The 22124-nt window shown below is 71.7% G+C and carries 23 protein-coding genes; 14 read left to right on the forward strand and 9 right to left on the reverse strand.

The genetic code is table 11. From position 1 onward, the window contains the following. The first annotated feature begins 54 nt into the window (after window positions 1-54). The 5 genes from AC07DI_RS24665 to AC07DI_RS24685 are packed head-to-tail and all read left to right on the forward strand — an operon-like array spanning window position 55 to window position 2777. On the forward strand, window positions 55-699 hold the full coding sequence (locus AC07DI_RS24665) for a TetR/AcrR family transcriptional regulator (protein ID WP_478906124.1): 645 nt from the start codon (window positions 55-57) through the stop codon (window positions 697-699). Then, window positions 696-1466: a glucose 1-dehydrogenase gene (locus tag AC07DI_RS24670; protein WP_478906125.1), complete on the forward strand. Its 771-nt coding sequence runs from the start codon at window positions 696-698 to the stop codon at window positions 1464-1466. Before AC07DI_RS24665 ends, AC07DI_RS24670 begins: the two co-directional genes overlap by 4 nt. Before the next feature lie 15 nt (window positions 1467-1481). Continuing rightward, entirely contained in the window at window positions 1482-2021 is a 540-nt protein-coding gene (locus tag AC07DI_RS24675; RefSeq protein WP_478906126.1) for an NUDIX hydrolase, read from the forward strand. Between the two features lie 43 nt (window positions 2022-2064). Next, a complete protein-coding gene (locus tag AC07DI_RS24680; protein WP_384251538.1) occupies window positions 2065-2457 on the forward strand; it encodes a YidH family protein in 393 nt (130 codons plus the stop codon). After that, a complete protein-coding gene (locus AC07DI_RS24685; RefSeq protein WP_384251535.1) occupies window positions 2454-2777 on the forward strand; it encodes a DUF202 domain-containing protein in 324 nt (107 codons plus the stop codon). Before AC07DI_RS24680 ends, AC07DI_RS24685 begins: the two co-directional genes overlap by 4 nt. 26 nt (window positions 2778-2803) lie before the next feature. Here AC07DI_RS24685 and AC07DI_RS24690 read toward each other — a convergent pair whose 3' ends face one another. Beyond that, window positions 2804-3739: an NADP-dependent oxidoreductase gene (locus AC07DI_RS24690; RefSeq protein ID WP_384251533.1), complete on the reverse strand. Its 936-nt coding sequence runs from the start codon at window positions 3737-3739 to the stop codon at window positions 2804-2806. A gap of 151 nt (window positions 3740-3890) precedes the next feature. Here AC07DI_RS24690 and AC07DI_RS24695 point away from each other — a divergent pair, with 151 nt between their 5' ends. From AC07DI_RS24695 to AC07DI_RS24710, 4 genes are all read left to right on the forward strand, one after another. Continuing rightward, window positions 3891-4187: a hypothetical protein gene (locus AC07DI_RS24695; RefSeq protein ID WP_478906127.1), complete on the forward strand. Its 297-nt coding sequence runs from the start codon at window positions 3891-3893 to the stop codon at window positions 4185-4187. An 87-nt stretch (window positions 4188-4274) separates the two neighbouring features. Continuing rightward, window positions 4275-5306 (forward strand): phosphotransferase family protein, encoded by a 1032-nt coding sequence (locus tag AC07DI_RS24700; RefSeq protein WP_478906128.1) that lies wholly within the window; start codon window positions 4275-4277, stop codon window positions 5304-5306. Between the two features lie 10 nt (window positions 5307-5316). Beyond that, window positions 5317-6531, forward strand: coding sequence for an acyl-CoA dehydrogenase family protein (locus tag AC07DI_RS24705; RefSeq protein ID WP_478906129.1), 1215 nt, complete (start codon window positions 5317-5319; stop codon window positions 6529-6531). A 98-nt stretch (window positions 6532-6629) separates the two neighbouring features. Next, complete coding sequence (locus AC07DI_RS24710; protein ID WP_478906130.1) at window positions 6630-7562, forward strand: hypothetical protein; 933 nt, start codon at window positions 6630-6632, stop codon at window positions 7560-7562. Between the two features lie 44 nt (window positions 7563-7606). Here AC07DI_RS24710 and AC07DI_RS24715 read toward each other — a convergent pair whose 3' ends face one another. The 4 genes from AC07DI_RS24715 to AC07DI_RS24730 all read right to left on the reverse strand — a co-directional run bounded on the left by AC07DI_RS24715 (window position 7607) and on the right by AC07DI_RS24730 (window position 11466). Beyond that, window positions 7607-8200 carry a TetR/AcrR family transcriptional regulator gene (locus tag AC07DI_RS24715; protein ID WP_384251522.1) on the reverse strand — a complete coding sequence of 198 codons (594 nt, stop codon included), beginning with the start codon at window positions 8198-8200 and terminating at the stop codon, window positions 7607-7609. A gap of 21 nt (window positions 8201-8221) precedes the next feature. Continuing rightward, window positions 8222-9904, reverse strand: coding sequence for a class I adenylate-forming enzyme family protein (locus tag AC07DI_RS24720; RefSeq protein WP_478906131.1), 1683 nt, complete (start codon window positions 9902-9904; stop codon window positions 8222-8224). After that, window positions 9901-10665, reverse strand: coding sequence for an SDR family oxidoreductase (locus AC07DI_RS24725; RefSeq protein ID WP_478906132.1), 765 nt, complete (start codon window positions 10663-10665; stop codon window positions 9901-9903). Before AC07DI_RS24725 ends, AC07DI_RS24720 begins: the two co-directional genes overlap by 4 nt. Window positions 10666-10770: 105 nt before the next feature. Continuing rightward, on the reverse strand, window positions 10771-11466 hold the full coding sequence (locus AC07DI_RS24730; RefSeq protein WP_384251516.1) for an alpha/beta fold hydrolase: 696 nt from the start codon (window positions 11464-11466) through the stop codon (window positions 10771-10773). 147 nt (window positions 11467-11613) lie between these two features. Here AC07DI_RS24730 and AC07DI_RS24735 point away from each other — a divergent pair, with 147 nt between their 5' ends. The 3 genes from AC07DI_RS24735 to AC07DI_RS24745 all read left to right on the forward strand — a co-directional run bounded on the left by AC07DI_RS24735 (window position 11614) and on the right by AC07DI_RS24745 (window position 15872). Continuing rightward, window positions 11614-12948: an erythromycin esterase family protein gene (locus AC07DI_RS24735; protein ID WP_478906133.1), complete on the forward strand. Its 1335-nt coding sequence runs from the start codon at window positions 11614-11616 to the stop codon at window positions 12946-12948. A 58-nt stretch (window positions 12949-13006) separates the two neighbouring features. Beyond that, on the forward strand, window positions 13007-14341 hold the full coding sequence (locus tag AC07DI_RS24740; protein ID WP_384251511.1) for an MFS transporter: 1335 nt from the start codon (window positions 13007-13009) through the stop codon (window positions 14339-14341). 262 nt (window positions 14342-14603) lie between these two features. Then, on the forward strand, window positions 14604-15872 hold the full coding sequence (locus AC07DI_RS24745; RefSeq protein ID WP_384251509.1) for a serine-threonine protein kinase: 1269 nt from the start codon (window positions 14604-14606) through the stop codon (window positions 15870-15872). 12 nt (window positions 15873-15884) lie between these two features. Here the strand turns inward: AC07DI_RS24745 and AC07DI_RS24750 are convergent, their stop codons facing one another. Next, the gene (locus AC07DI_RS24750) at window positions 15885-18725 is read right to left on the reverse strand and encodes a penicillin acylase family protein (protein ID WP_478906134.1); all 2841 of its coding nucleotides are present in this window, start codon (window positions 18723-18725) and stop codon (window positions 15885-15887) included. A 311-nt stretch (window positions 18726-19036) separates the two neighbouring features. On the opposite strand from AC07DI_RS24750, the gene AC07DI_RS24755 reads away from it, so the two are divergent. Next, window positions 19037-19645 (forward strand): hypothetical protein, encoded by a 609-nt coding sequence (locus AC07DI_RS24755; RefSeq protein ID WP_384251504.1) that lies wholly within the window; start codon window positions 19037-19039, stop codon window positions 19643-19645. Window positions 19646-19657: 12 nt separating this feature from the next. Here AC07DI_RS24755 and AC07DI_RS24760 read toward each other — a convergent pair whose 3' ends face one another. Beyond that, window positions 19658-20176: a hypothetical protein gene (locus AC07DI_RS24760; protein ID WP_384251501.1), complete on the reverse strand. Its 519-nt coding sequence runs from the start codon at window positions 20174-20176 to the stop codon at window positions 19658-19660. A gap of 169 nt (window positions 20177-20345) precedes the next feature. Next, a complete protein-coding gene (gene soxR, locus AC07DI_RS24765) occupies window positions 20346-20816 on the reverse strand; it encodes a redox-sensitive transcriptional activator SoxR (protein WP_384251500.1) in 471 nt (156 codons plus the stop codon). Between the two features lie 119 nt (window positions 20817-20935). On the opposite strand from soxR, the gene AC07DI_RS24770 reads away from it, so the two are divergent. Continuing rightward, window positions 20936-21400, forward strand: a complete 465-nt coding sequence (locus AC07DI_RS24770; protein WP_384251497.1) for a MaoC family dehydratase — start codon at window positions 20936-20938, stop codon at window positions 21398-21400. Here the strand turns inward: AC07DI_RS24770 and AC07DI_RS24775 are convergent. Beyond that, a complete protein-coding gene (locus AC07DI_RS24775) occupies window positions 21391-22038 on the reverse strand; it encodes a TetR/AcrR family transcriptional regulator (protein ID WP_478906135.1) in 648 nt (215 codons plus the stop codon). The two genes, AC07DI_RS24770 and AC07DI_RS24775, sit on opposite strands and share 10 nt — an antisense overlap. Between the last annotated feature and the right edge of the window lie 86 nt (window positions 22039-22124).

The raw sequence follows: 22124 nt of genomic DNA on the forward strand, positions 1-22124 counted from the left end.
CGGACGGGCTGCATTGCCCTCGCTTTTAATAATGGCCAGCATTAGAGTTGTCGCATGGCCCGAACCTCAGGTCCCGAGACCCGCGAGAAGCTCATCCGTGCCGCCGAGGAAGTCTTCGCCGCCCAAGGCGTCGACGGTGCCCAGCTGCGCGACATCGTCCGGCTCGCCGGGCAGAGCAACCCCTCGGCGGTGCAGTACCACTTCGGCTCGCGCGGCGGTCTGCTCGACGCGGTGATGGCGGAGCGCCAGCGCCGTACGGAGCAGGTGCTCACCGCCGAACTGGAACGCGCCGGTGCGGACGCCGCCGGGCTGTGCGGGCTGCTCACCGCTCTGGTGAGCGCCGAGGCCACCGAGCTGCGCACCGAGCGCGGGCGCCGCTGCCTGCGCGTCTCCGCCCAGCTGAGCCACGAGAGCGGCGTCCGCACCCGCACCCCGCACCCCACCCTCGACGGCACCGTCTACTGGTCGCTGATCGGGCGGCTCGAGGACTGCCTCGCCGCCGAGCTGCCCGAGCCGGTCCGCCTGGAACGGCTCGACCTCGCACTCACCCTGATCGGCGCCGCGATGAGCGACCGCGCCCGCCAGTACCTGGCGGGCAGCACCCCCCTGACCGGCGAGGACGTGTTCCTCGCGGACCTCGTCCAGACCACCGCGGCCCTGCTGCGGGCCCCGCGACCCACCCTTGGAGCCAGCTCATGACCCAGTACGACCTCACCGGCAGGACGATCGTCATCACCGGTGCCGCCCGCGGCCTGGGCGCCGAGGCCGCCCGCCAGGCGGTCGCCGCCGGAGCGAACGTCGTCCTCACCGACGTCCTGGCCGAGGAGGGCGCGGCCACCGCCGCGGACCTTGGGGAGCGTGCCCGCTTCGCACGCCACGACGTGACGTCCGAGGAGGACTGGCGGCGTGTCGCCGACCTCGCGGTCGCCGAGTTCGGCGCTCTGCACGGCCTGGTGAACAACGCCGGGATATCCACCGGCCAGTTCCTGGAGTCGGAGTCCGTCGAGCACTTCCGCAGAGTCCTCGACATCAACCTCACCGGCGTCTTCATCGGCATGAAGACCGTCGTGCCCGCCATGAAGGAGGCCGGGGGCGGCTCGATCGTCAACGTCTCCTCCGCGGCCGGCCTGATGGGTCTCGCGCTCACCGCCGGGTACGGCGCGTCGAAGTGGGGCGTACGCGGCCTCACCAAGATCGGCGCGGTCGAGCTCGGCACCGCCCGCATCCGCGTCAACTCCGTCCACCCGGGCATGACGTACACCCCGATGACCGCCCAGGTCGGCATCGAGCAGGGCGAGGGCAAGTACCCCAACACCCCGATGGGCCGGGTCGGCGAGCCGCACGAGATCGCGGGCGCCATGGTCTTCCTGCTCTCGGACGCCGCGTCCTACGTGACGGGCGCCGAACTCGCCGTCGACGGCGGCTGGACGGCAGGACCGACCGTGAAGTACGTCATGGGCCAGTGAGGTTGGATGGCCGGTATGAGGAGCGACAGCCGGCCCGTGCCCGACCCCAGCGAAGAGATCATCACCATCGTCGACGAGCACGACGAGGTGGTCGGCGAGGCCCCGCGCGGCGAGGCGTACGCGCGGGGCCTGCGCCACCGCTGCACATTCGTCCTCGCGCGGGACGCCGACGACCGCGTCTTCGTCCACCGCCGCACCCCGGCCAAGCTGGTCTTTCCCTCGCTGTACGACATGTTCGTGGGCGGCGTGGTCGGGGCCGGTGAGTCCTACGACGACGCCGCCCTGCGCGAGGCCGAGGAGGAGCTCGGCGTGCGCGGCCTGCCGCGCCCCGTACCGCTGTTCAAGTTCCTGTACGACGGCGGGGCGGGCCGTACCTGGTGGTCGTACCTCTACGAGGTGCGCTGCGAGGTGCCGGTGCACCCCCAGGCCGAGGAAGTCGCCTGGCACACCTTCCTCACCGAGGAGGAGTTGGAGCGGCGGCTCGGGGAGTGGGAGTGGGTGCCGGACGGGCTGGACGCGTACCGGCGTCTGAAGGCCTTCCGCGCGGGCGCCTGAGGGGCTGCCCCGCCCCGTGATCAGCACGGCTTATGGTGCGGCGGTGAGCAATTTCGTACAGAGTCTGCGGCTGTGGTTCGCCCCCGAGCGCATCCGCGAGGAGGGCGACACCCCCGACTACCGCTTCTCGCTCGCCAACGAGCGCACCTTCCTGGCCTGGCTGCGCACCGCCCTCGCGCTGATCGGCGGCGGCTTCGCCGTGGACCAGTTCCTGCCGGACCTGCGCTGGGGCTGGCGGATCGGTCTCGCCCTGGCACTGCTCGCCGCGGGTGTCCTGTGCTCACTGCGCGCGGTCAACCACTGGGTGCGGTGCGAGCGTGCGATGCGGCGCAGCGAGGACCTGCCGACCAGCCGGTTCCCGACCGTGCTGAGCCTTGCGGTCGCGGTGGTCGCGCTCGCCATGGTGATCGTCGTGCTCTTCGGGTGGGAGGGGTGAGCCGGGACGGTGGGCGGCAGGTCCGTGACCCGGGGCTGCAGCCGGAGCGCACGCGTCTGGCCTGGCGGCGTACGACGCTGTCGGCCACGGTCGCCGCGGTGCTCGCCGCCCGCGCGGTGCTGCACGCCGGGCCCACCGCGCCGGGCCTGCTGTCCTGCGCGCTGTGCCTGCTCCTTTGGCTCGGCTTCCTGGCGGTCGCGCACCGCAGGATGGTCGCGCTGACGGCGCGCGCGCCCCGGACGATGACGCTCCGGGCCGCGCGGACGGCGGCGCTGTGCACCCTCGCCCTTGCGGTGTGCGCGGCGACGATGGTGGTGTGAGGCGCGCGGCGTACCGCAGGGGCGGGTCAGTCGTCCCAGTCGACCGTCACGACCACCTTGCCCCGGGTGCGGCCCTCCTCGCTGCGCCGGTGTGCGTCGGCCGCCCGCTCCAGCGGGAACGTCTCGTCGACGTGCACGGTCACCACGTCCTGCTCCACGAGTTCGGTCAGGCGCCGCAGGTCGGCCGCGTCGGGGCGGACGAAGCAGTAGTGGCCGCCGAGGCCGATCACCCCGCCGTCCGCGATCGACGCGAGCCGGCCGCCGGGGGCGAGGAGTTCGGCGGAGGCCTTGAGCGTGTCGCCGCCCACCGTGTCGAAGGCGGCGTCGACGCCTTCGGGGGCGAGCGCCCGGACCCGGTCCACGAGCCCGTCCCCGTAGGTGACCGGCTCGGCGCCGAGCTCCCGCAGGTAGTCGTGGTTGCGTTCGCTCGCGGTGCCGATGACGCGGGCGCCCGCGTGCCGCGCGAGCTGCACCGCGATCGAGCCGACACCACCGGCCGCCGCGTGTACGAGGACGACGTCCCCCTCGGTCACCTCAAGGGCCCCGTTGAGGACCTGGTAGGCGGTGAGCCCGGCGAGCGGCAGGCCCGCCGCCTCCGGGAAGGTGAGGTTGCGCGGTTTGCGGGCGAGGGTGCGTACGGGCGCAGCGACGTACTCGGCGAAGGTGCCGCGGGAGAGGAAGTCCTCGCGCACATAGCCGATGACCTCGTCGCCGACGGCGAACTCCGGTGCGGCGGCGCCCGGTTGGACCACCACTCCCGAGACGTCCCAGCCGGGGATCACGGGGAAGACCGGGTCGATGAGCCCGTCGAGGTGCCCCTCACGGCACTTGTAGTCGACGGGGTTCACGGCCGCTGCGCGTACCTTCACCAGGACGGAGTCCGGGCCGACCTTGGGGTCGCGGACCTCCCCGTACTCGAGGACTTCGGGTCCGCCGTAGCTGCGGTAGCTGATCGCCTTCATGCCAGTGCCCTCACAGGGTCGCCTTCGCGGAGGTCATCGAAACATCAACAAGGGTCGCACAACGGAATTAATAGGGCATCAGGGGCTAGCCTGAGAGGGTCACCCCTCCCCGGGCGGCACCCCTCTCCCCACGTCACAGAAGGTGTGCGTCATGACCACGCTCCACCATGAACACCCGGTCCACGACCACGTCCACGGCCCGGCCTGCGGCCACCCCGAGGTGCCGCACGGCGACCACGTCGACTACGCGCACGACGGCCACATGCACCGCCTGCACTCCGACCACTACGACGAGTGCGAGCCGACCGGGCACACCGCGCACCAGGGCCACGACCACCGGCACGGGGACGGCTGCGGCCACGACTCCGTGACCCACGGCGACCACGTCGACTACCTTCACGACGGGCACCGGCACGCGGCGCACGACGGGCACTGGGACGACCACTGAGTTGACCGCCCGGTAGCCTCTGGACGGCATACCGACTGGTCGGCATCATGGGGTGGCAGCAGCCACCACGCCGACCAGGAGCAGAAAATGAGCTCAGACCACCCGCCGGGCCTCGACCTCGACCAGTTGCGCGGCCACCTCGACCGCGAGCGGCCAGGTCTGGCCGGCGGGCCGCTCACCGCCCGGCTCATCGAGGGCGGCCGGTCGAACCTCACGTACGCGGTGACGGACGGCGCCTCGCGCTGGGTCGTCCGCCGCCCCCCGCTCGGCCATGTCCTCGCCACCGCGCACGACATGAAGCGCGAGCACCGGGTCATAGCGGCCCTGCACCCGACGGACGTGCCGGTGCCCGCGCCGGTCCTGCTGTGCGAGGACGACGCCGTGATCGGGGCGCCCTTCTACGTCATGGAGTACGTGGACGGGACGCCGTACCGCACCGCCCAGGAGCTCGCGCCGCTCGGCCCCGAGCGCACCCGCGCCGCCGTCCTCGGCCTCGTCGACACCCTCGTGGACCTGCACGCGGTGGCCCCCGCCTCGGTGGGGCTCGGCGACTTCGGCCGGCCCGAGGGCTTCCTCGACCGGCAGCTGCGCCGCTGGGGCAAGCAGCTGGACGCCTCCCGCAACCGCGAGCTCGCCGGCATCGACGAGCTGCACGCCGCGCTCGGCCGCGCACTGCCCGACTCCCCCGCGCCCACGGTCGTGCACGGTGACTACCGCCTGGACAACGTCCTGATCGGCGACGACGACCGGATCAAGGCCATCCTCGACTGGGAGATGTCCACGCTCGGCGACCCGCTCACCGACCTCGGCCTGCTCGTGATGTACAGCGCGAAGCTGGAGGTGCCCGACTCCCCCGTCAGCACCACGGCGGGCGCGCCGGGACACCCCGACCCGGCCGAGCTGATCGAGCGGTACGCCGCCCGCTCGGGCCGCGACGTGTCGGCCGTCTCCTGGTACACGGCGTTCGCGTGGTTCAAGCTCGCCGTGATCCTTGAAGGCATTCACTACCGCTACACGCTGGGGCAGACGGTCGGCGCGGGCTTCGACCGGATCGGCGAGCTGGTGCCCGTGTTCATCGAGCACGGCCGCGCCACGCTCCGGGGACGACAGGAAGGCTGAGACGCACGCCATGGACTTCGCATACGACGCCCGCACCGAAGAGCTGCGCGCCAGGCTGCTCACCTTCATGGACGAGCACGTGTACCCGGCGGAGGCGGTCGCCGACGAGCAGCGCGCCGCACTGGCCTCGCCGTGGGACACGCCCGCCGTCGTCGAGGAGCTGAAGGCCGAGGCCCGCAGGCAGGGCCTGTGGAATCTGTTCCTGCCCGACGCCGAGCACGGCGCGGGACTGACCAACCTCCAGTACGCGCCGCTCGCGGAAATCACCGGCCGCTCACCGCAGTTGGCGCCCACCGCGCTGAACTGCGCGGCGCCCGACACCGGCAACATGGAGCTGCTCGCGCAGTTCGGCACCGACGAGCAGAAGAAGCGCTGGCTGGAGCCGCTGCTCGCCGGTGAGACCCGTTCGGCCTTCGCGATGACCGAGCCGGAGGTGGCCTCCTCCGACGCCACGAACATCACCACGCTCATCGAGCGCGACGGCGACAGTTACGTCATCACGGGCCGCAAGTGGTACATCTCCGGCGCGATGAACCCCGACTGCGGCGTCTTCATCGTGATGGGCAAGACCGACCCGGACGGCGCGGACATCCGCCGGCAGCAGTCCATGGTGCTCGTCCCGCGCAGCACCCCCGGTCTCGAAGTGCGGCGCGCCATGCGGGTGTACGGGTACGAGGACCACTACCACGGAGGCCACGCGGAGGTCGTCCTAGACCGTGTCCGGGTGCCCGTCGACAACCTCGTCGGCGAGGAGGGCGGCGGCTTCGCCATCGCGCAGGCGCGGCTCGGTCCGGGGCGCATCCACCACTGCATGCGGCTGATCGGCATGGCGGAGCGGGCCATTCAGCTGATGTGCGAACGGGCGGTGGCCCGCACCGCCTTCGGCAAGCCGCTGGCCCAGCAGGGCGTCGTGCAGGAGTGGATCGCGGACGCGCGGGTCGCGGTCGAGCAGCTGCGGCTGCTCGTCCTCAAGACGGCCTGGCTGATGGACACCGTCGGCAACAAGGGCGCGCACACGGAGATCCAGGCCATCAAGATCGCGACGCCCCGCGCGGTGGTCGACATCCTGGACCGGGCGGTGCAGCTGCACGGCGCGGGCGGCGTCAGCCAGGACTTCCCGCTGGCCGAACTCTGGGCGGCGGCCCGGACCTTGCGGCTCGCGGACGGTCCCGACGAGGTGCACCAGCGCTCGCTCGCCCGGCGGGAGCTGAAGAAGTACCTGTAGGCGGCGCGGGGGTCGCGCATGCCCTCCTGCTTGCCCTTTCGCACTCTTCCGCTTGCTCCCGCCGCGTCTAGGATCGGCGGAAGCAACCGGAGGGGCGGATGAGCGTGCGCGAGACCCGGACGACAGCTTCGCAGCGGCAGGCGACGGCGCGGGCCGCCGCCGGGCGTGCGGCGCCCCCCACGGGCCTGGCCGCGTTGCAGCGGCGCGCGGGGAACGCGGCCGTCTCGCTCTGGGTGCAGCGTCAGACGGGGGGCACGGGCGAGCACTACGCCACGCGGCCCACCGAGCACCCCGAGTGGGGGCCGTACCAGGAGCTGACGAGGGCCGCGGGCATCCCCCAGGCCGCCGCGGACGACGCGTGGCAGCTGCTGCTCGGCGGGGTCGACTCGCAGGGCGCGCTGAACGACGAGGCCAGGGCGAGGACGGCCGACCACCAGGAGCGGCGCGAACTGCGCGCGTCGAACACGTGGTACCAGGAGTTCGTCAGGCTCATGACGGAGCACCTGGAGATCAGGACGCCCACCATGGCCCTGTGGTCGGGCGGGATCGCGGCCAGCGACTACGCGTACGGGAAAGGCCACACCCCGCTGGAGCGGACCCGGATCGGCGGCGTGCTCAACGTCCTTGAGGTGCACTCGGACTGGAAGCTGAAGACGCCGATGTGGAACGTGCTGTCCAAGGCCTTCGTGGCGCGTGCGACCGGACCCGTGCACATCTTCATGCGGGCCTACGCCCCCGAGAGCGTCCTCATCTCGCAGGAAATCCCGCAGCTGCGGCTGGTCCAGCGGCTGAACCCGGACGTGAAGCTGGTCTGGCACCCGGTGTACACCACTCCCGACGGGCGGCTGAGGGAGATCTCGAAGGACTGCCGGCTCGTGGACGACGCCCAGTACGAGGGGCGGGACGCCTGCGTGAGCGTCCTCTTCCAGTACCTCAGGACGTTCCACGACGAGAGCAACACCGAGGCCGCCCGCGCCCACGAGAGCATGGAGCAGCTGCTCGTCGCGAACGGCCACAAGGACGGCGTCTGAGGCCTGCTCCCGCGGGTGACCGGGCGACCGGCCGCCCGGTCACCTCATGGCCGCAGCGCCCTCAGCAGCAGGTCCGCGAGGTGGTCGGCGACCTGTTGCGGGGTGAGCGGTCCCTCGGGCCGGTACCAGGTGGACAGGTGGTGGACGGAGCCGAAGTGGTAGTCCACGACCAGGTCGGCCGGGGTCGCCGTGGAGAAGACGCCCGACTCCTGGCCCTCCTCGATCAGCGCACGGAACCGCTCGTGGTAGCGGCGCCGTTCGGCGCGGACCTGCTTGTTCTTCTCCGGGCTGAGGTGGTGCATGGAGCGGAAGAAGATCGACGCGTCGTCGAGGTTGTCGATGGTGGTGACCACGACGTCCGCGGCGGCGTCCCGCACCCGCCGCTCGACCGGGGCGTCGGCGTCGGCGATGGTGTCGAGGCGCTCCTGCTGGACGCGGAGCATGCGGGCGTAGACCTCGTGCAGGAGGTCGTCCTTGGAGCCGAAGTAGTGGTAGAGCGCGCCCTTGGTGACGCCGGCCGCCTCCACGATCTCCTGCACCGACGTACGGTCGTAGCCGTGGTCGGCGAAGAGCCTGGTGGCGGCGGCCAGCAGGCGCTGTGGGACGGGTGTGCTTTCACCGTCCGTCGTTCGGGCCACTGTCGCCACCTGCCTTTCGCGTCACTTGTCCTGCCGGGTGCGGGAACGCAGTTCCCGCCGGAGGATCTTCCCACTTGTCGTCTTCGGCAGCTCCGTCAGGACCTCGACCTCGCGCGGGTATTTGTACGCGGCGAGCCGCTCCTTGCAGTACGCGGCCAGCTCGTCGGGTCCTGTTCCGTCGCCCGGACGCAGGCTGACGTACGCCTTGACGGTCTCGCCCCGGTAGCTGTCGGGGATTCCGACGACGGCCGCCTCGCGCACGGCGGGGTGGGCGTACAGGACGTCCTCGACCTCGCGCGGCCAGACCTTGAAGCCGGACGCGTTGATCATGTCCTTCTTCCGGTCGACGACGTAGAGCCAGCCCCGCGGGTCCATGAACCCGATGTCGCCGGTGCGCAGTTCGCCGTCGGGGAAGGACTCCGCGGTGGCGTCGGGGCGCCGCCAGTAGCCGGGCACCACCTGCGGTCCGCGTACGGCGATCTCGCCCTGCTCCCCGAACGGCACCTCGCGGCCGTGGTCGTCCAGGATGCGTACGACCGTCTCGGGACCCGGGACGCCGACGGCGAGGGTGCCGGAGACGGGGTCGACCGGGGCCTCCCGGCCCGGCGGCACGGAGGCGCAGGGCGCGGTGCACTCGGTGAGGCCGTAGCCGTTGTGCAGGTAGGGGCCGAAGGAGGCGCGGAACTTCTCGACCAGGGCGGGCGGCAGCGGCGCGCCGCCCGAGGAGATCAGCACGAAGGAGTCGAAGTGCGCGCGGGTCGCCGAGGGGTGGGCGGCCAGCGCCATGAAGGCGGTGGAGGGGCCGACGGTGTACGCGGGGCGGTGCTCGGCGAAGGCGTCGAGGACCACGCCGGCCTCGAAGCGGTAGGCGAGGGCGAGCGTGCCCGCGTTGGCGATACAGGCCGCGACCTGCGCGACCATGCCGGTGATGTGGAAGAGCGGCGCCATCGCGAAGTAGCAGGAGCCTTCCGGTATCCCGGATCCTGTGCGCTGGCGTTCGGCGTTGTAGGTGATGTTGCCGTGGGTGTTCATGGCGCCCTTGGGGGCGCCGCTGGTGCCCGAGGTGTAGCTGATCAGCGCCACGTCGGACGGGTGAGGCTCGCGGTCGGCGGGGGCCTCGTGCCCCTGGCGCGCGACCGCCACCAGGTCGTCGGCGTCGGCGGGCACCGGCAGGCGCTCGAAGTCCAGGACGCGGGTGTCGTTGCGGGTCTGCAGGTCGAGCTGGCAGGCGGTGAGGACGACGCGCACCGGCGATCCTGCCGCCGTGTCGCGCAGATACGTCTCCCAGGCGCGGTCCGAGCAGATCAGCACGCTCACCCCGGCGTCCGCGAGGACGTGGCCGACCTCGGCGGACTTGTACATGGGGTTGACGGGGACGACGGTCGCGCCCGCCTTCCACGCGCCGAGGAGCGCGAGCACGAAATGCGGGGTGTTCTGCAGGAGGATGGCGACGCGGTCGCCGCGTTCGACGCCGCGCGCGGCCAGGTGCCCGGCGACGGAGTCGGAGAGGGCATCCGTCTCGCGGTAGGTCAGGCGTCCGTCGAAGTAGGCGAGGGCGGTGTGCCCGGGAGCCCTGGCGACGGCGTCCCGGAAGGCGTGCGGCAGGGAGGCTGCGGGGTGGACGGGGCCGCGCTGGGCGTCGTTGAGGCGGGCGAGCCAGGGCTTGGCCGCGTAACCGGAACCGGCGGGGTGGGGGTCGTTCACCGCTGCGTCGCCTCCCACTTCTGCTGGATGTGGTTCATGCCGGCCAGCCACTTGTCGGGGGTCTTTGCGCGGGCCCGGTAGTACGCGGCGACCTCGGGGTGGGGCAGGATCAGGAAGCGGTCCTCGGCCATGCCCGCGAAGAGCGCGGCGGCGACATCCGCGGGCTCGATCGCGGTGGGGGTGAGCACGAGGTCGCCCGCGGTGCCGCTCGCGGTGAGCATGTCGGTGCGCACGCCCTGCGGGCAGATCGCGTGGACCTTGACGCCGCGGTGGCGGTACGTGAGCGAGAGCCACTCGGCGAAGGCGTACGCCCCGTGCTTGGTGACACTGTAGGGCGCGGCGCCGATCATGGTGAGCAGTCCCGCCGCGGAGACCGTGGAGACGAAGCGGCCGCTGCCGCGCTCCAGCCACTGCGGCAGCAGCGCGTTCGCCGCCCGTACGTGCGCCATGACGTTGACGTCCCAGGCCGTGGCCCAGACCTCCTCGGGCGCGGCCTCGCTGCCGCCGGAGCCGAGCCCGGCGTTGGCGCAGTACACGTCGACCGTGCCGCCGAGCGCCTCCCTGGCCTCCGGCACGATCACGGAGGCGTCGCCCGGCACGGCGATGCCGCCCACCTCGTCGGCGACCGCCCGCGCCTTGTCGCCGTCCAGGTCGTTGACGACGACGCGGGCCCCCTCGGCGGCGAAGCGGCGGGCCAGCGCGGCTCCGATCCCGCCTCCCCCGCCGGTGACGACGACTCCCTTGTCCTGCAAGGTCTCCACGCTCGTTCTCCTTCACCCGCGGCTCGGCTTCCCCGGCAGACTAACCAGTCGGTATGTCGCGGGGAAAGAGGGGCGGCGTGGGTGGAGGGGCGGTGCCCGGACCGCTCAGGCGCGTACGCTCGCGTGCAGGATCCGGGCCAGCTCGCGCGGCTGGGAGAACATCGGCCAGTGCCCGGTGTCCATCTCGACGAGCCGCCAGTGCTCGCTCTTGAGCAGGTCGGCGACCTCCTCCAGCGGCTCTTCCCCGTCGAGCAGGCACTTGACGTACGTCGCGGGCAGTTCGTCCAGCGAGCGTTCGAGCACGGCGGGCTCGGTCAGGGTGGCGCCCGGGTGCGGTGTCGCGCCGCTCGCGATCCGGGCGACCTGCTCGCTGTCCAGACCCTGTCCGTCGAAGTCGCCCGCGCTCGGCGACCAGGAGCCGTCGCCCTTCGCGAGCAGGGCCTCGAAGGCCGGCTCGCCCTGCCACCACAGGGAGGCGAACGACTCCCCGTCGACGGGGACGTTGGAGTCGACGAACACGACACGGGCCAGCCGGTCGCCTATCCGCTCCGCGGCCTGGCCGACGGGGATGCCCGCGTAGCTGTGCCCGACGAGGACGACGTCCCGCGGGCCGAGGCGCTCGGCCTCGTCGAGGATGTCCTGTACATGGGTCTGTTGTCCGGCCGGCACGTGCTGCTTGTCCGCGAGTCCGGAGAGCGTCAGGGGGTGGGCGCCGTGCCCGGCCGCCCGCAGCTCCTGCGCCACGTCCTCCCATGCCCACGAGCCGAGCCATGCGCCTGCCACGAGGATGAATTCAGCCATGCCGTCGAACGTACACGCCGCGGCCGCGGTGGGGCAGACCCCACCGGGCCTGCGGGTGCCTGCCGGATGGTGCCGTGTCCACCCGCGCGGGACCGTGATCCTCCACGCGGAATCCACCGGGGATTCCGGCACGTCGGGGAGGCAGGCATGACAACACGGGTGACGCGGCGCGGGGTTCCGCTCCTGCTGGTGGCGGCGGCCGGGGCGGGCGCGCTGCTCGCTCCCGGGGCCGCGGTGGCCACGCAGCGTCCCGCCGGCCCGGTCGCGGCGATCGAGCGTGCGGCCCACCCGCTGCGCTCGACCGTCCCGGGCGGCGCCGCCAAGGACCTGCGGCCGCTGGGGCGGATGGTGGGCGACGCCTCCGTGGTGGGTCTCGGCGAGGCGACGCACGGATCCCACGAGTTCTTCACCATGAAGGAGCGGGTCTTCCGCCACCTCGTGGCCGAGAAGGGGTTCACCACCTTCGCCCAGGAGGTCAGCTGGACGACGGGGCTGCGCTTCGACGCCTATGTGCGGGGCGGCGCGGGCGATGCGCGCGAACTGGTCCACCGGGAGCTGGCGAAGACGCCGTGGGACACGGACGAGTACGTGCATCTGCTGCGCTGGATGCGCGCGTACAACGAACGGCATCCGGAGCGCGAGCTGCGCTTCATGGGCAACGACCTCAACTACCCGGAGCAGGGCGTGGAGCTCTTCGACGGGGTGCGGGACTACGTGCGCGCGCACGAGCCGGATCTGCTCCCGCGGATCGACGGGCTGTACGCGCCGCTGCGCCGCCTGACGGACGGCGACACCTACATGGGGCGGCCGCTCGCGGAACGCAAGGCGCTGGCGAAGAAGGCAGGCACGGCGTACCGGTTGCTGAGGTCCCGTCAGAAGGGCGCGGAGAGCCCGTCGCTCGGCCTCGCGTTGCACCACGCCCGGTCCGTCGCACAGACCGCCGACATGTACGCCTTTCCGCTCGACACGGACGAGGGCAAGAAGGACGCCATGCTGTACCGCGACCGGCTGATGGCTCAGAACACCGCGTGGTGGCAGCGGTACACGGGCGGCAAGGTGTTCCTGTCGGCCCACAACGCCCATGTCTCGTACGAGTCCTACGACCCGCGCTATCCGAAGATGCAGGGCGCCTTCCTCCGCGACCGCCTCGGCAAGCGGTACGCGAGCATCGGATTCACCTTCGACCGGGGCTCGTTCATGGCGCAGGGCGCGGACAACGGACGGTGGAAGTCGCACTCCGTGGGCCCCGCCACGCGCGGCATGAACGAGCACACCCTCGACAAGGTGCGCCTCGACGACTACTTCGTGGACCTGCGGACGCTGCCCGCCGCCACCAGGAAGTGGCTCGGCACGGCGCGCGTGACCCGCAGCATCGGCTCGGGGTGGCCCGACGGACCGTACAAGATCCGCCTCGCGCCCTCGCACGACATCCTGATCCATCTGCACGAGGTCACGGCGGCCCACCGGCAGCCCGCCGGGTGACGCGGTCTCAGAAGCCGAGACGAGCCGTCCCGGGTATTGACTGCTCCCTGCATCCGCCATGAGAGTGCCGCTCGTGCACAGCGAAGCGACAGCAGCAGAGAAACAGCAGGTCCAGGACGCGGAAGCGAGCCCCGAGAGCCTGCGCAGAGTCGCCGTGGCCTCTTTCATCGGGACGGCCATCGAGTTCTACGACTTCTACATCTACGGCACGGCGGCCGCCCTCGTCCTGAACGAGGCCTTCTTCCCGAACCTCGACCCGGTCAACGCCACCCTCGCGTCGTTCTCCACGTACGCGGTGGCGTTCGCCGCCCGGCCCATCGGCTCGGTGGTCTTCGGGCACTTCGGCGACCGGGTCGGGCGCAAGTCGGTCCTGGTGGCCTCGCTGCTCCTGATGGGGCTCTCCACCGCCCTCGTGGGTCTTCTGCCCGGCTACGGCACGTGGGGCGTCTGGGCCCCGGTGCTGCTGATCCTGCTCCGCTTCCTCCAGGGCGTCGGGCTCGGCGGCGAGTGGGGCGGGGCGGCGCTGCTCGCGGTGGAGCACGCGCCGAGGAAGAAGCGCGGCCTGTACGCGGCCTTCCCCCAACTCGGCCCGTCCGTCGGCTTCTTTGCGGCCACCGCCGTCTTCTGGCTGCTCTCGGCCACACTCTCCGACGACGCGTTCCGCTCGTGGGGCTGGCGCGTGCCGTTCCTGCTCTCCTTCGTCCTGGTCGGCGTCGGCCTGTTCGTGCGGCTGCGGATCAGTGAGACGCCGGTCTTCGCCAAGGTCATGGCGGCGCAGGAGGCGAGCAAGGTCCCCGCCCTCGACGTGCTCCGCCGCCACCCGCGCGAACTGCTGCTCGGCGCAGGCGGCATGGTCGTCGCGTACGGCCTCTTCTACACCGCCACGACCTACTGCCTCTCGTACGCCACCGGCACCCTGCACATCTCCCGCAACACGATGCTCGGCCTCTCCCTGGTGGCCTGCCTCTTCCTCGCGGCAGGCACCTGGCTCGCCGCGACGCGCTCCGACGGTGCGGGGCGGCGCAGGCTGGTCCTCGCGGGCGCGGCGCTCGCGGTGGTGTGGGGGCTCGTGCTCTTCCCGCTCCTCGACACCGGGCAGCCCGCGCTCATCGCCCTCGCCCTCGGCGGCGCGCTGTTCTGCATGGGCGTCGTCTACGGCCCGATGGGCGCCTACCTGCCCGAGCTGTTCGGCACGAACGTCCGCTACTCCGGCGCCTCGCTCGCCTACAACCTCGGCGGGGTGCTCGGCGGCGCGGTCTCGCCGCTGGTGGCCACCCGACTGCAGGCGGCGTTCGGCTCCTCGTCGGTGGGCTGGTACGTGAGCGCGATGGCCGTCGTCTCGCTGCTCTGCGTCCTCGCGCTGCCCGAGACCCGGGAGCGGGAACTCGCCTGAGAGCCTGTGTCATATCCCCGGTCGGATCAGTGGGCGTCGTCTGGTGCGTGCGATCGCAAGGCGCCGGGAAGTCCTCGGTGGGGGTCCCCCCGGGCCGTTCAGGCCTGGGGGAGGAGCTACTAGGGCTTTTCGGCAACGCGGCGAGCGTGCGTGCCAGACGACGCCCACCCGGCCGGGGATATGACACAGGCTCTGAGAGCGCGCCCCCGCAGATCGTGCGCGGCATCTGGCCAGCCGGGCCGGGCGGCAGGACCATACCGGCGTGGAGCCCTACTGGGAATTGACCTTCGACGCCGACGGCGACGTCGACACGGCGCAGCGCGCCCAGCTGCTGTCCGGCGCGGAACGTGAACGCGTCACCGATCTGCTGGTCTTCGCGCACGGCTGGAACAACGATCAGGAGGACGCCAGGAAGCTGTACCGGCGCTTCCTCACCCCCTGCCAGGACCTGTGCGGGGCCGAGGTGCGCCTCGGCTACGTCGGGGTGCTCTGGCCCGCCATCCGCTTCCCCGACGAACCGATCCCCGACTTCGACCCCTCGGCCGCGCCCACCGTCCCCGCGACCCCGCCCGGCCGCCCCGAGCTCGACCCGGCCACCCGGCGGGCGCTCGACCGCGCCTTCCCCGACCACGGCGCGACCCTGGACCGGATCGCCGAACTGCTCGCGGAGCGCTCCCGGGTGCCGTCCCGCATGTACGAGTTCGGGCGGCGCGTGCGCGAGCTGGTCTCCCTGCGCGAGACGCATCCGGCGCGCCACTTCGGCCAGGACACCGGCGCGGGCGAGCCCGCCATGCTCACCGACGACGCGGTCCAGGTGTGCGAGGTGTTCGCCGCCGCGCGCTCGGACACCGGGGAGCCCGCGCTCCTCGGTGAGCTGCGCGAGCGGCTGTGGGACGGCGCGCACGAACTGCTGCGGCAGGGCACGTACTACGCGATGAAGCGCCGGGCCGGCGCGGTGGGCCAGCTGGGCCTCGGCCCGGCGATCGGCCTGCTCGCCGCGGACGTACCGACGATCCGGGTGCACCTCCTCGGGCACAGCTTCGGTGCCCGGCTCGTCTCGTACGCGCTGCGCGGGATGCCTGCGGACGTGCGCGCGGTGAAGTCGGTGACGCTGCTCGAGGGCGCCTTCTCGCACTACACGTTCGCCGAGCGGCTGCCGCACGACAGGTTCCGCGGCGGCGCCCTGCACGGCATGCAGCACCGCATCGACGGCCCGCTGGTCGCCTGCTACTCGCACTTCGACGACGCCCTGGGGCGGCTGTATCCGCTCGCGTCGAAGCTGGCGGGCGACGACACGAGCTTCCTCAACCTGTGGGAGCGGTGGGGGGCCGTCGGGTACAACGGCATCCGGGCCGTGGACGGCACCCGGCGCATCAAGCTGGGCGAAAGGGTGCCCACCGAGGGGTGCGTGAGCATCGACACGTCGTCGGTGGTGCGGCGGGGCGGCCCGCCCGCCGGCGCGCACAGCGACATCTGCCACGAGGAACTGGCGCGTGTCGTGTTCGCCGCCGGGCGGATCGCCCTGCGCTGATGGCGGGTCCGGCTACGGACGGTGCCGGGGGAATTCGACGACCTGCTGGTAGGTCGGGCGGTTCTGCCACTGGATCGGCTTGTGCGTGATGCCGCCGAGCGCCCGGTGGATGACGGAGTCCGCGCACCACTGCTCGCCCGCCTTGCACGCCTCGTCACCGGGGTAGACCTCGGTGGCGGGCTCGGCGACGGCGCGGGCGAGGGTGGTGAGCAGGCTGTCGCGGCAGGCGTCGAGCGCGCCGCCGCCGCAGTAGGTCTGGGCGAGCCCGCCCTTCACCGGCTCCCCGAGGACCGTGCGCAGGTCCTTGTCGGCATAGCCCCACCAGCCGTACTGGAAGGCCGATCCGGCGTGCGCCCCGGTGGGTCCGTGGCCCGCCGATGGTGCCTCGTCGGTGGCGAGCTGGGCGGTCAGGGCCTCGTACAACTCCTTGCCCATACCGGGCTTGAACTCGGCCTCGACGAGGAGCGGCCACCAGGCGTCCATGATCCGTACGGCGTCGGGGTGGGCGTACGTCTTCGATCCCGGCGCCGTCTGGTTGCGTTGCGCGCCCGCCTTGCGCCAGGCGTCCAACTGCTGCACGGCCTTGGCCAGTTGCGGGTCGGTGACCGGCTTGCTTGTGACCACCTTGAGGAGTTCGGGCAGCACCTGTTCGCCGCGCAGGTCGGTGACGGCCGCCTCCGACATGGCGCGGGTGAGTGAGGCGCGGGTGATCCCGCCCTCCTCCGTGAGCTTCTTGACGCGCCCGTCGAGCAGGTCGCCGCGGTGCACGGCGCTGATGCCGAAGCCCGCGGTGCTGAAGTCCTTGGCCTGCTTGTTGTTCCAGGAGATGTAGTAGTCCTGGTTGACGGACTGCGGATGCTCGGCGGGCGGGGTCTGCGCCGAGGTGTTGTCCTGCGGGTCGAAGTCCCGCCATTCGTAGGCCTGTCCGGCCTTGACCGGCAGGGCGGGGTCGACGCTGTCGGCGCGCTCGGGGTTGGCGCCGCTGTTGTAGTACGCGATGTCGCGCGAGTCGGCGTAGAACCAGTTGAAGGCGTAGCTGATGTGCTGGGCGGCCTTCTTGAACGTCGTGGCGTTGTTGACGTACGAGGGGTCGTTCAGCATCTGGAAGCCGATGATGGAGTCGGCCTCGTGGCGGTAGGTGGAGCGCAGCGAGACGTACGCGACGGGCTTGCCCTCGACGCTCGCGCGGTGCGTGACGACGCCGTACTTCGTGCGGAAGACCTGCATGCGGTAGGAGCCCGCGGCCGTGGAGTCGGCGAGGGTGGGCTTCCAGGCGTTCTTCTGCTCCAGCTTCTCCATGGGCGTGCAGGTGCCCCGGTAGAGGTAGCCGGCCGACTGCTTGGTGGGGGCGCCGCCGCCCGGCTCGCACAGCTCGACGGCGTACGTGTCGGTGATGTCCTGTCCGGCGGAGGTGGCCGACCAGGCGTAGTCCTGGCCGCGTCCCAGCTGGACGTACATGCCGACGCCCGCGAAGGAGACGCCGCGGGCGCTGATGCCAGGACCCTGGAGCTCCTGCTGCATGAGGAGCTGGGGCGCGAAGTAGCCGGTCTGCGGGCCGAAGACGGCGACGGGGTGGCCGCTCGCGGTGTGCGCGCCGGAGACGAGCAGCGCGTTCGACATGCCCTTCTTGTGGCCGTCGGCCCGGAACAGGTCCGGGGGCAGGACACCCTTGTCGTAGATGCCCTGGAGCGGCTTGAGCTTCTTCGGCGCCTTCACCGGGTCCTTCGCGCCGGTCCTCGCGCCACCCGTCCGGTCGTACACGAGCTGCTCGCGCTCGACCGATCCCCGGTCGGGCATGGCGGTGCCGCGCGCCTTCGCCGGCTTGCCCGCGTACGGGAAGCTCGTGCCGTCGTGGATGGTCTGCACTGCCTCGGGGTCGTTGCGGGCGCGGAAGGACTCCCAGACCTCGGTGCCCTTCTCGACGCCGTACTTCTCCTGGGACTTCATGAGGGACAGCGCGGACTCGACCTCTCCGCCGCCGCCGTTGCCGAAGAGCCCGCCGACCACGGAGGCGAGCGCGATCATGTCCGTGATCTTGAAGGGTGCTATCTCACCGGCGTTGGTGACCGCGTCGATCTTGCCGGTCAGGACGTACTCGCCGGGGAAGTAGCGGCCGTCCTTCGACTTCGTGCGGTAGGCGTTGAGCCCGTCGATGTAGGCCTGCGCGTCCTCCATGGCCTGTTTGCCGCGCTCGCCCTGCGTCGTCCTGATGTACTCGACCTGCTTCTCCAGGTCCTTCTCGGTGTACGGGGCCTGCGGCCAGAACTGCTGCTCCAGGCCCTGGTTGGCGAGCGCGCCGCCCGCGAACGACGTCAGCTGCCCGCGCCCGATGTGCCGGAAGAGGTCGATGAGCCAGAGCCGGTCCTGGCCCGCGGCGAACCCGGCGCCGAACTCGGTGCCGTAGCGGGTGGTGCCCTTGATGTGCGGGATGCCGTACTTCTTGTCCCGGGTGATCGTCACGTCGTCGCGCGGCCGGGTGACCGAGGCTGCCTGGCCGTCGGGCACCCCGAAGGACGCATCGTTGAAGAACTCCGTGAGGCGGTCGTCGGTGAGCGAGGTGTAGCCGGAGGAGAGCGCGTCGTAGGGGCCCAACTGGTCGTCCGCGTGCGGGGGTTGGGTGCCAAGCAGCCGGTGGGCGAGGATCTCGGCGAGGGTCGCGTTGCCGTTCGCGCCGGGCGGCAGGATGTCCGCGCACTGGCTGCCGCAGTAGTCGTCGTCCCCTGCGGCCCGCCCCTTCGCCGCCGGATGGCCCGGATCGGCCGCGGCCCCGGGCAGTGGCGCCAGGAGGGCGGCGCCGAGCGCGAGCGCCGCTCCCGCCGTGAGTGTTCTGAGCCTGCCGTCGCGTCGTCGCATGGGTGCTCCTCCGGATCCTGCGGAAGACCGATGCGCCGGAGGCTACTGGCGAGTTGACGAACTCGAAAGATGAACATACGTCGCCTTTTCCGAATCACCACAACGCGCCCCCCTTGTGCAGGCATCACCCCAGCCGGGTCGGGCAGGCGAAACACGTCGCGCGATGAGGGAGCCGAATCGCGAGTCGATACGTCTACTCGGCGACGTCGTTTCGAATCGATGGCCGTGACGGGCCCCGTCTCGACAGCGGCGCCGGCGAAAACGGAACACGGGTACCAGTACGGAAGTACGTGTGACGGAGGTGCAGGGCGATGGCCGGATTCCGGAGTCTCGCGAGACAGGTGCGTGATCCGCAGAGCGATCTGGCACTGCGGCGGTACTCGCTGCGCAAGTGCCTGGAGAGGTTCGCGCCGTACGGACACCGGGCGACCTGGGACCATCTGTGCTCCCGGGCCGGCCTGGGGCCGGAGGACAGGTCGCCCGACCCGGCGCGGCTGGTGGCGGCGCTGAACGAGCTGGAGGCGGCGAGGGCGGTCTGGCTCGCCTACGAGGCGGGCTTCGCGGAGCGCCGCCGCAAGGAGAAGCACGACGGGCTCAGGCGCCCCGGGAGCGTCGACGACTGGCACCGCTGCACCTGGGGAGGGTGCGGTATCGCCTGGTGCGACGACCCGGACATCCACCCGCACGCCCCCCTCGCCGAAGTTCTGCGCCGGCTCATCGCGGCGCTGGAGAGGGAGCCGGGCGCGGCCTGCCCGGTCTGTGCGGACACCGACCTCGTCTGGCGGCACGGGCTTGCGCACGAGCCGTCGTCGGGAGTGGTCTGCACGGGCTGCGGCATCGTCGTGCCCGCACCCGTCCTCACGCCGGACGCGGTGGAGCGGGCGCAGGCGCGGCAGCTGCGTCCCCTCGTGCCGGCGTGAGGTGCGGGCCGGTCAGGGCGTCTTCACGTCCGTGTGGATGGCCAGCTTGAACTGGGCGTGTATGAGCGGCGTGGGACGCTTCACGTCTCCCACGCCGCGTGCCGAGATCTTCAGGCCCAGGGGGGTGTCCGGGTGCACGAACAGCTGCCAGAGGTAGGTCCTGTACTGCCCGCCCCGGGTCGGGGTGATGTCGGTCGTGGCGGTCGAGTCGTACCCGGTGGTCAGGCTCAGCGGGTCCCTGACGTAGCGCGAGCGGAACTCGGTCGCCCTCGCGTCCGCCTCCCAGAAGACCATCGCGGAGAGCATTCCCCAGCCCTCGTGGCTGGGCCATATCAGCCCCGAGCGGGCGTCCGGGAACTTCGAGGGTCTCCCGCCGCCCTTCGCGGGGTCGTGCATGTGCCACGGGTCGTACGACTCGTCGCCCGCGCCGTACGGGAAGCGCACCAGGTGGTAGCCGTCACTGTCGTACTTGACGGACTGCCGTCCGTGCCGCGCGGTGTCCCACAGCAGTGAGCAGATGACAACGGACATCGGCCTCTCCCCCGGTCGGCGTCGACGTGCCGCGCGCAAGCCGACGTACGGTGCGCGGCTCCTTTGCGTACCAACACGGTGCTGCCGGGGGCGCGTTCGCGGCTAGGGGTCGCACAGGGAATTTCCGGTGGTCACCCGGTGACACGGCCGACGGGTCGGATCCGGCGGGTCACGTCCTGCGGGACCTGCGGTCCACCAGGAGCCGGGAGCCGCTGTGCCGCTCGCCGAAGACGTCGTCGGGGTTGGAGAGCACGCAGGTGTCCAGGGACAGGCAGCCGCAGCCGATGCAGTCCGTGAGGTGGTCGCGCAGCCGCCCCAGCTGTTTGATGCGCTCGTCCAGTTCCGAGCGCCAGCCCTCCGAGAGGCGCGCCCAGTCCTCGCGGTTGGGCGTGCGCTCCTCGGGCAGCGAGTCGAGCGCCTCCCGGATCGTGGAGAGCGGGATGCCGACGCGCTGGGAGGCGCGGATGAAGGCGACGCGGCGCAGCGTGTCCCGGTGGTAGCGGCGCTGGTTGCCCGATGTGCGGCGGCTGGTGATGAGGCCCTTGGACTCGTAGAAGTGCAGGGCGGAGACGGCGACGCCGCCGCGGTCGGCGAGCTGGCCGACCGTGAGTTCGTTGACCTTCTCTGGGATCTGGGGCACCCCTCGAACCCTACTGGCACCTCCGTTGACACGCGTCGGCGCACACCGCATGCTGAGCAAGCGCTTAGTCTGCGTACGCTTCTGCGTGCGTTTCTGCATACGTCTAGGAGGCCAGGGACATGGCGGAGCCGAAGATCTTCACGTCGGCCGAGGAACTGCGCGCCGGAGTCGGCGGACAGCTCGGGTACAGCGACTGGCTGGAGATCGACCAGAAGCGGATCGACCTCTTCGCCGAGGCCACGGGCGATCACCAGTGGATCCACGTGGACGCGGAGAAGGCGGCGCAGGGGCCCTTCGGCACGACCATCGCGCACGGCTACCTGACCCTGTCGCTGCTGCCGAGCCTGGTGCCGCAGATCATGCGCGTCGAGAACATGAGGATGGGCATCAACTACGGCACCGGCAAGGTCCGTTTCCCCTCCCCCGTACCGGTCGGCTCCCGGCTGCGCGCCACCGCCGAGCTCACCGACGTCACGCCGACGAAGGACGGCGGCGTGCAGGTGACGGCGAAGGTCACCGTGGAGCGCGAGGGTGGCGACAAGCCCGCGTGCGTGGCGGAGACGGTGTCGCGCTACTACTTCTGAGGTTCCCCGGGCCTGGCGCCCGCCGCTCCCACCATCCGCAGCACGAGGTCGGCGTAGAGCGCGCCGACCTCGTCGGGCGTCCGGTGCCCCGCCACGTTGAACCAGCGGGCGACGTCGATGCAGAGCGAGAGCACGGCGAGCGTGGTGCCCGGCACGTCGGGGACGTCGAACTCCCCCGCCCGCACGCCGTCGTTGATGATGTCCCGCACCGCCTCGTCCGACCTGCGGCGCAGCGCGACGATCTCCGTGCGGTGCTCCTCGCCGAGCGCGTCGAGCTCGTACTGCACGACGCGCGCGGTCATGTGGTGGGCGGCGTGCCAGCCGACGAAGGAGCGCACGGCCGCCGCGAGCCGTTCCGCGGCGCCGCCCTCGCCGTCCGCCGCGGTGCGCAGGATGGCGAGCGCCTTGTCGTGGCCGATCCGGCTGATGCGGTGGAGCAGCTCTTCCTTCGTCTTGTAGTGGATGTAGAGCGCGGCGGGGCTCATCCCGGCGCGGCCCGCGATGTCCCGGGTGGTCGTCGCGTGGTAGCCGCGCTCGGCGAAGGCCTCGACGGCGGCGATCAGTAGCCGCCTGGCCGCGTCGGGGCTCACCTCGCCCCACGGCTGCTCCTCGCCGCCGATCTCCTCCGCCGCGCTCATCGCCCACTCCTTCAGCTTTCGGGAGGGACACCATACCTCTGACGGTGAGCAAGCGCTTAGACCCTGTCCTGGGCCCGGGAACCGGG

This window comes from Streptomyces sp. NPDC044106, from assembly GCF_056433985.1.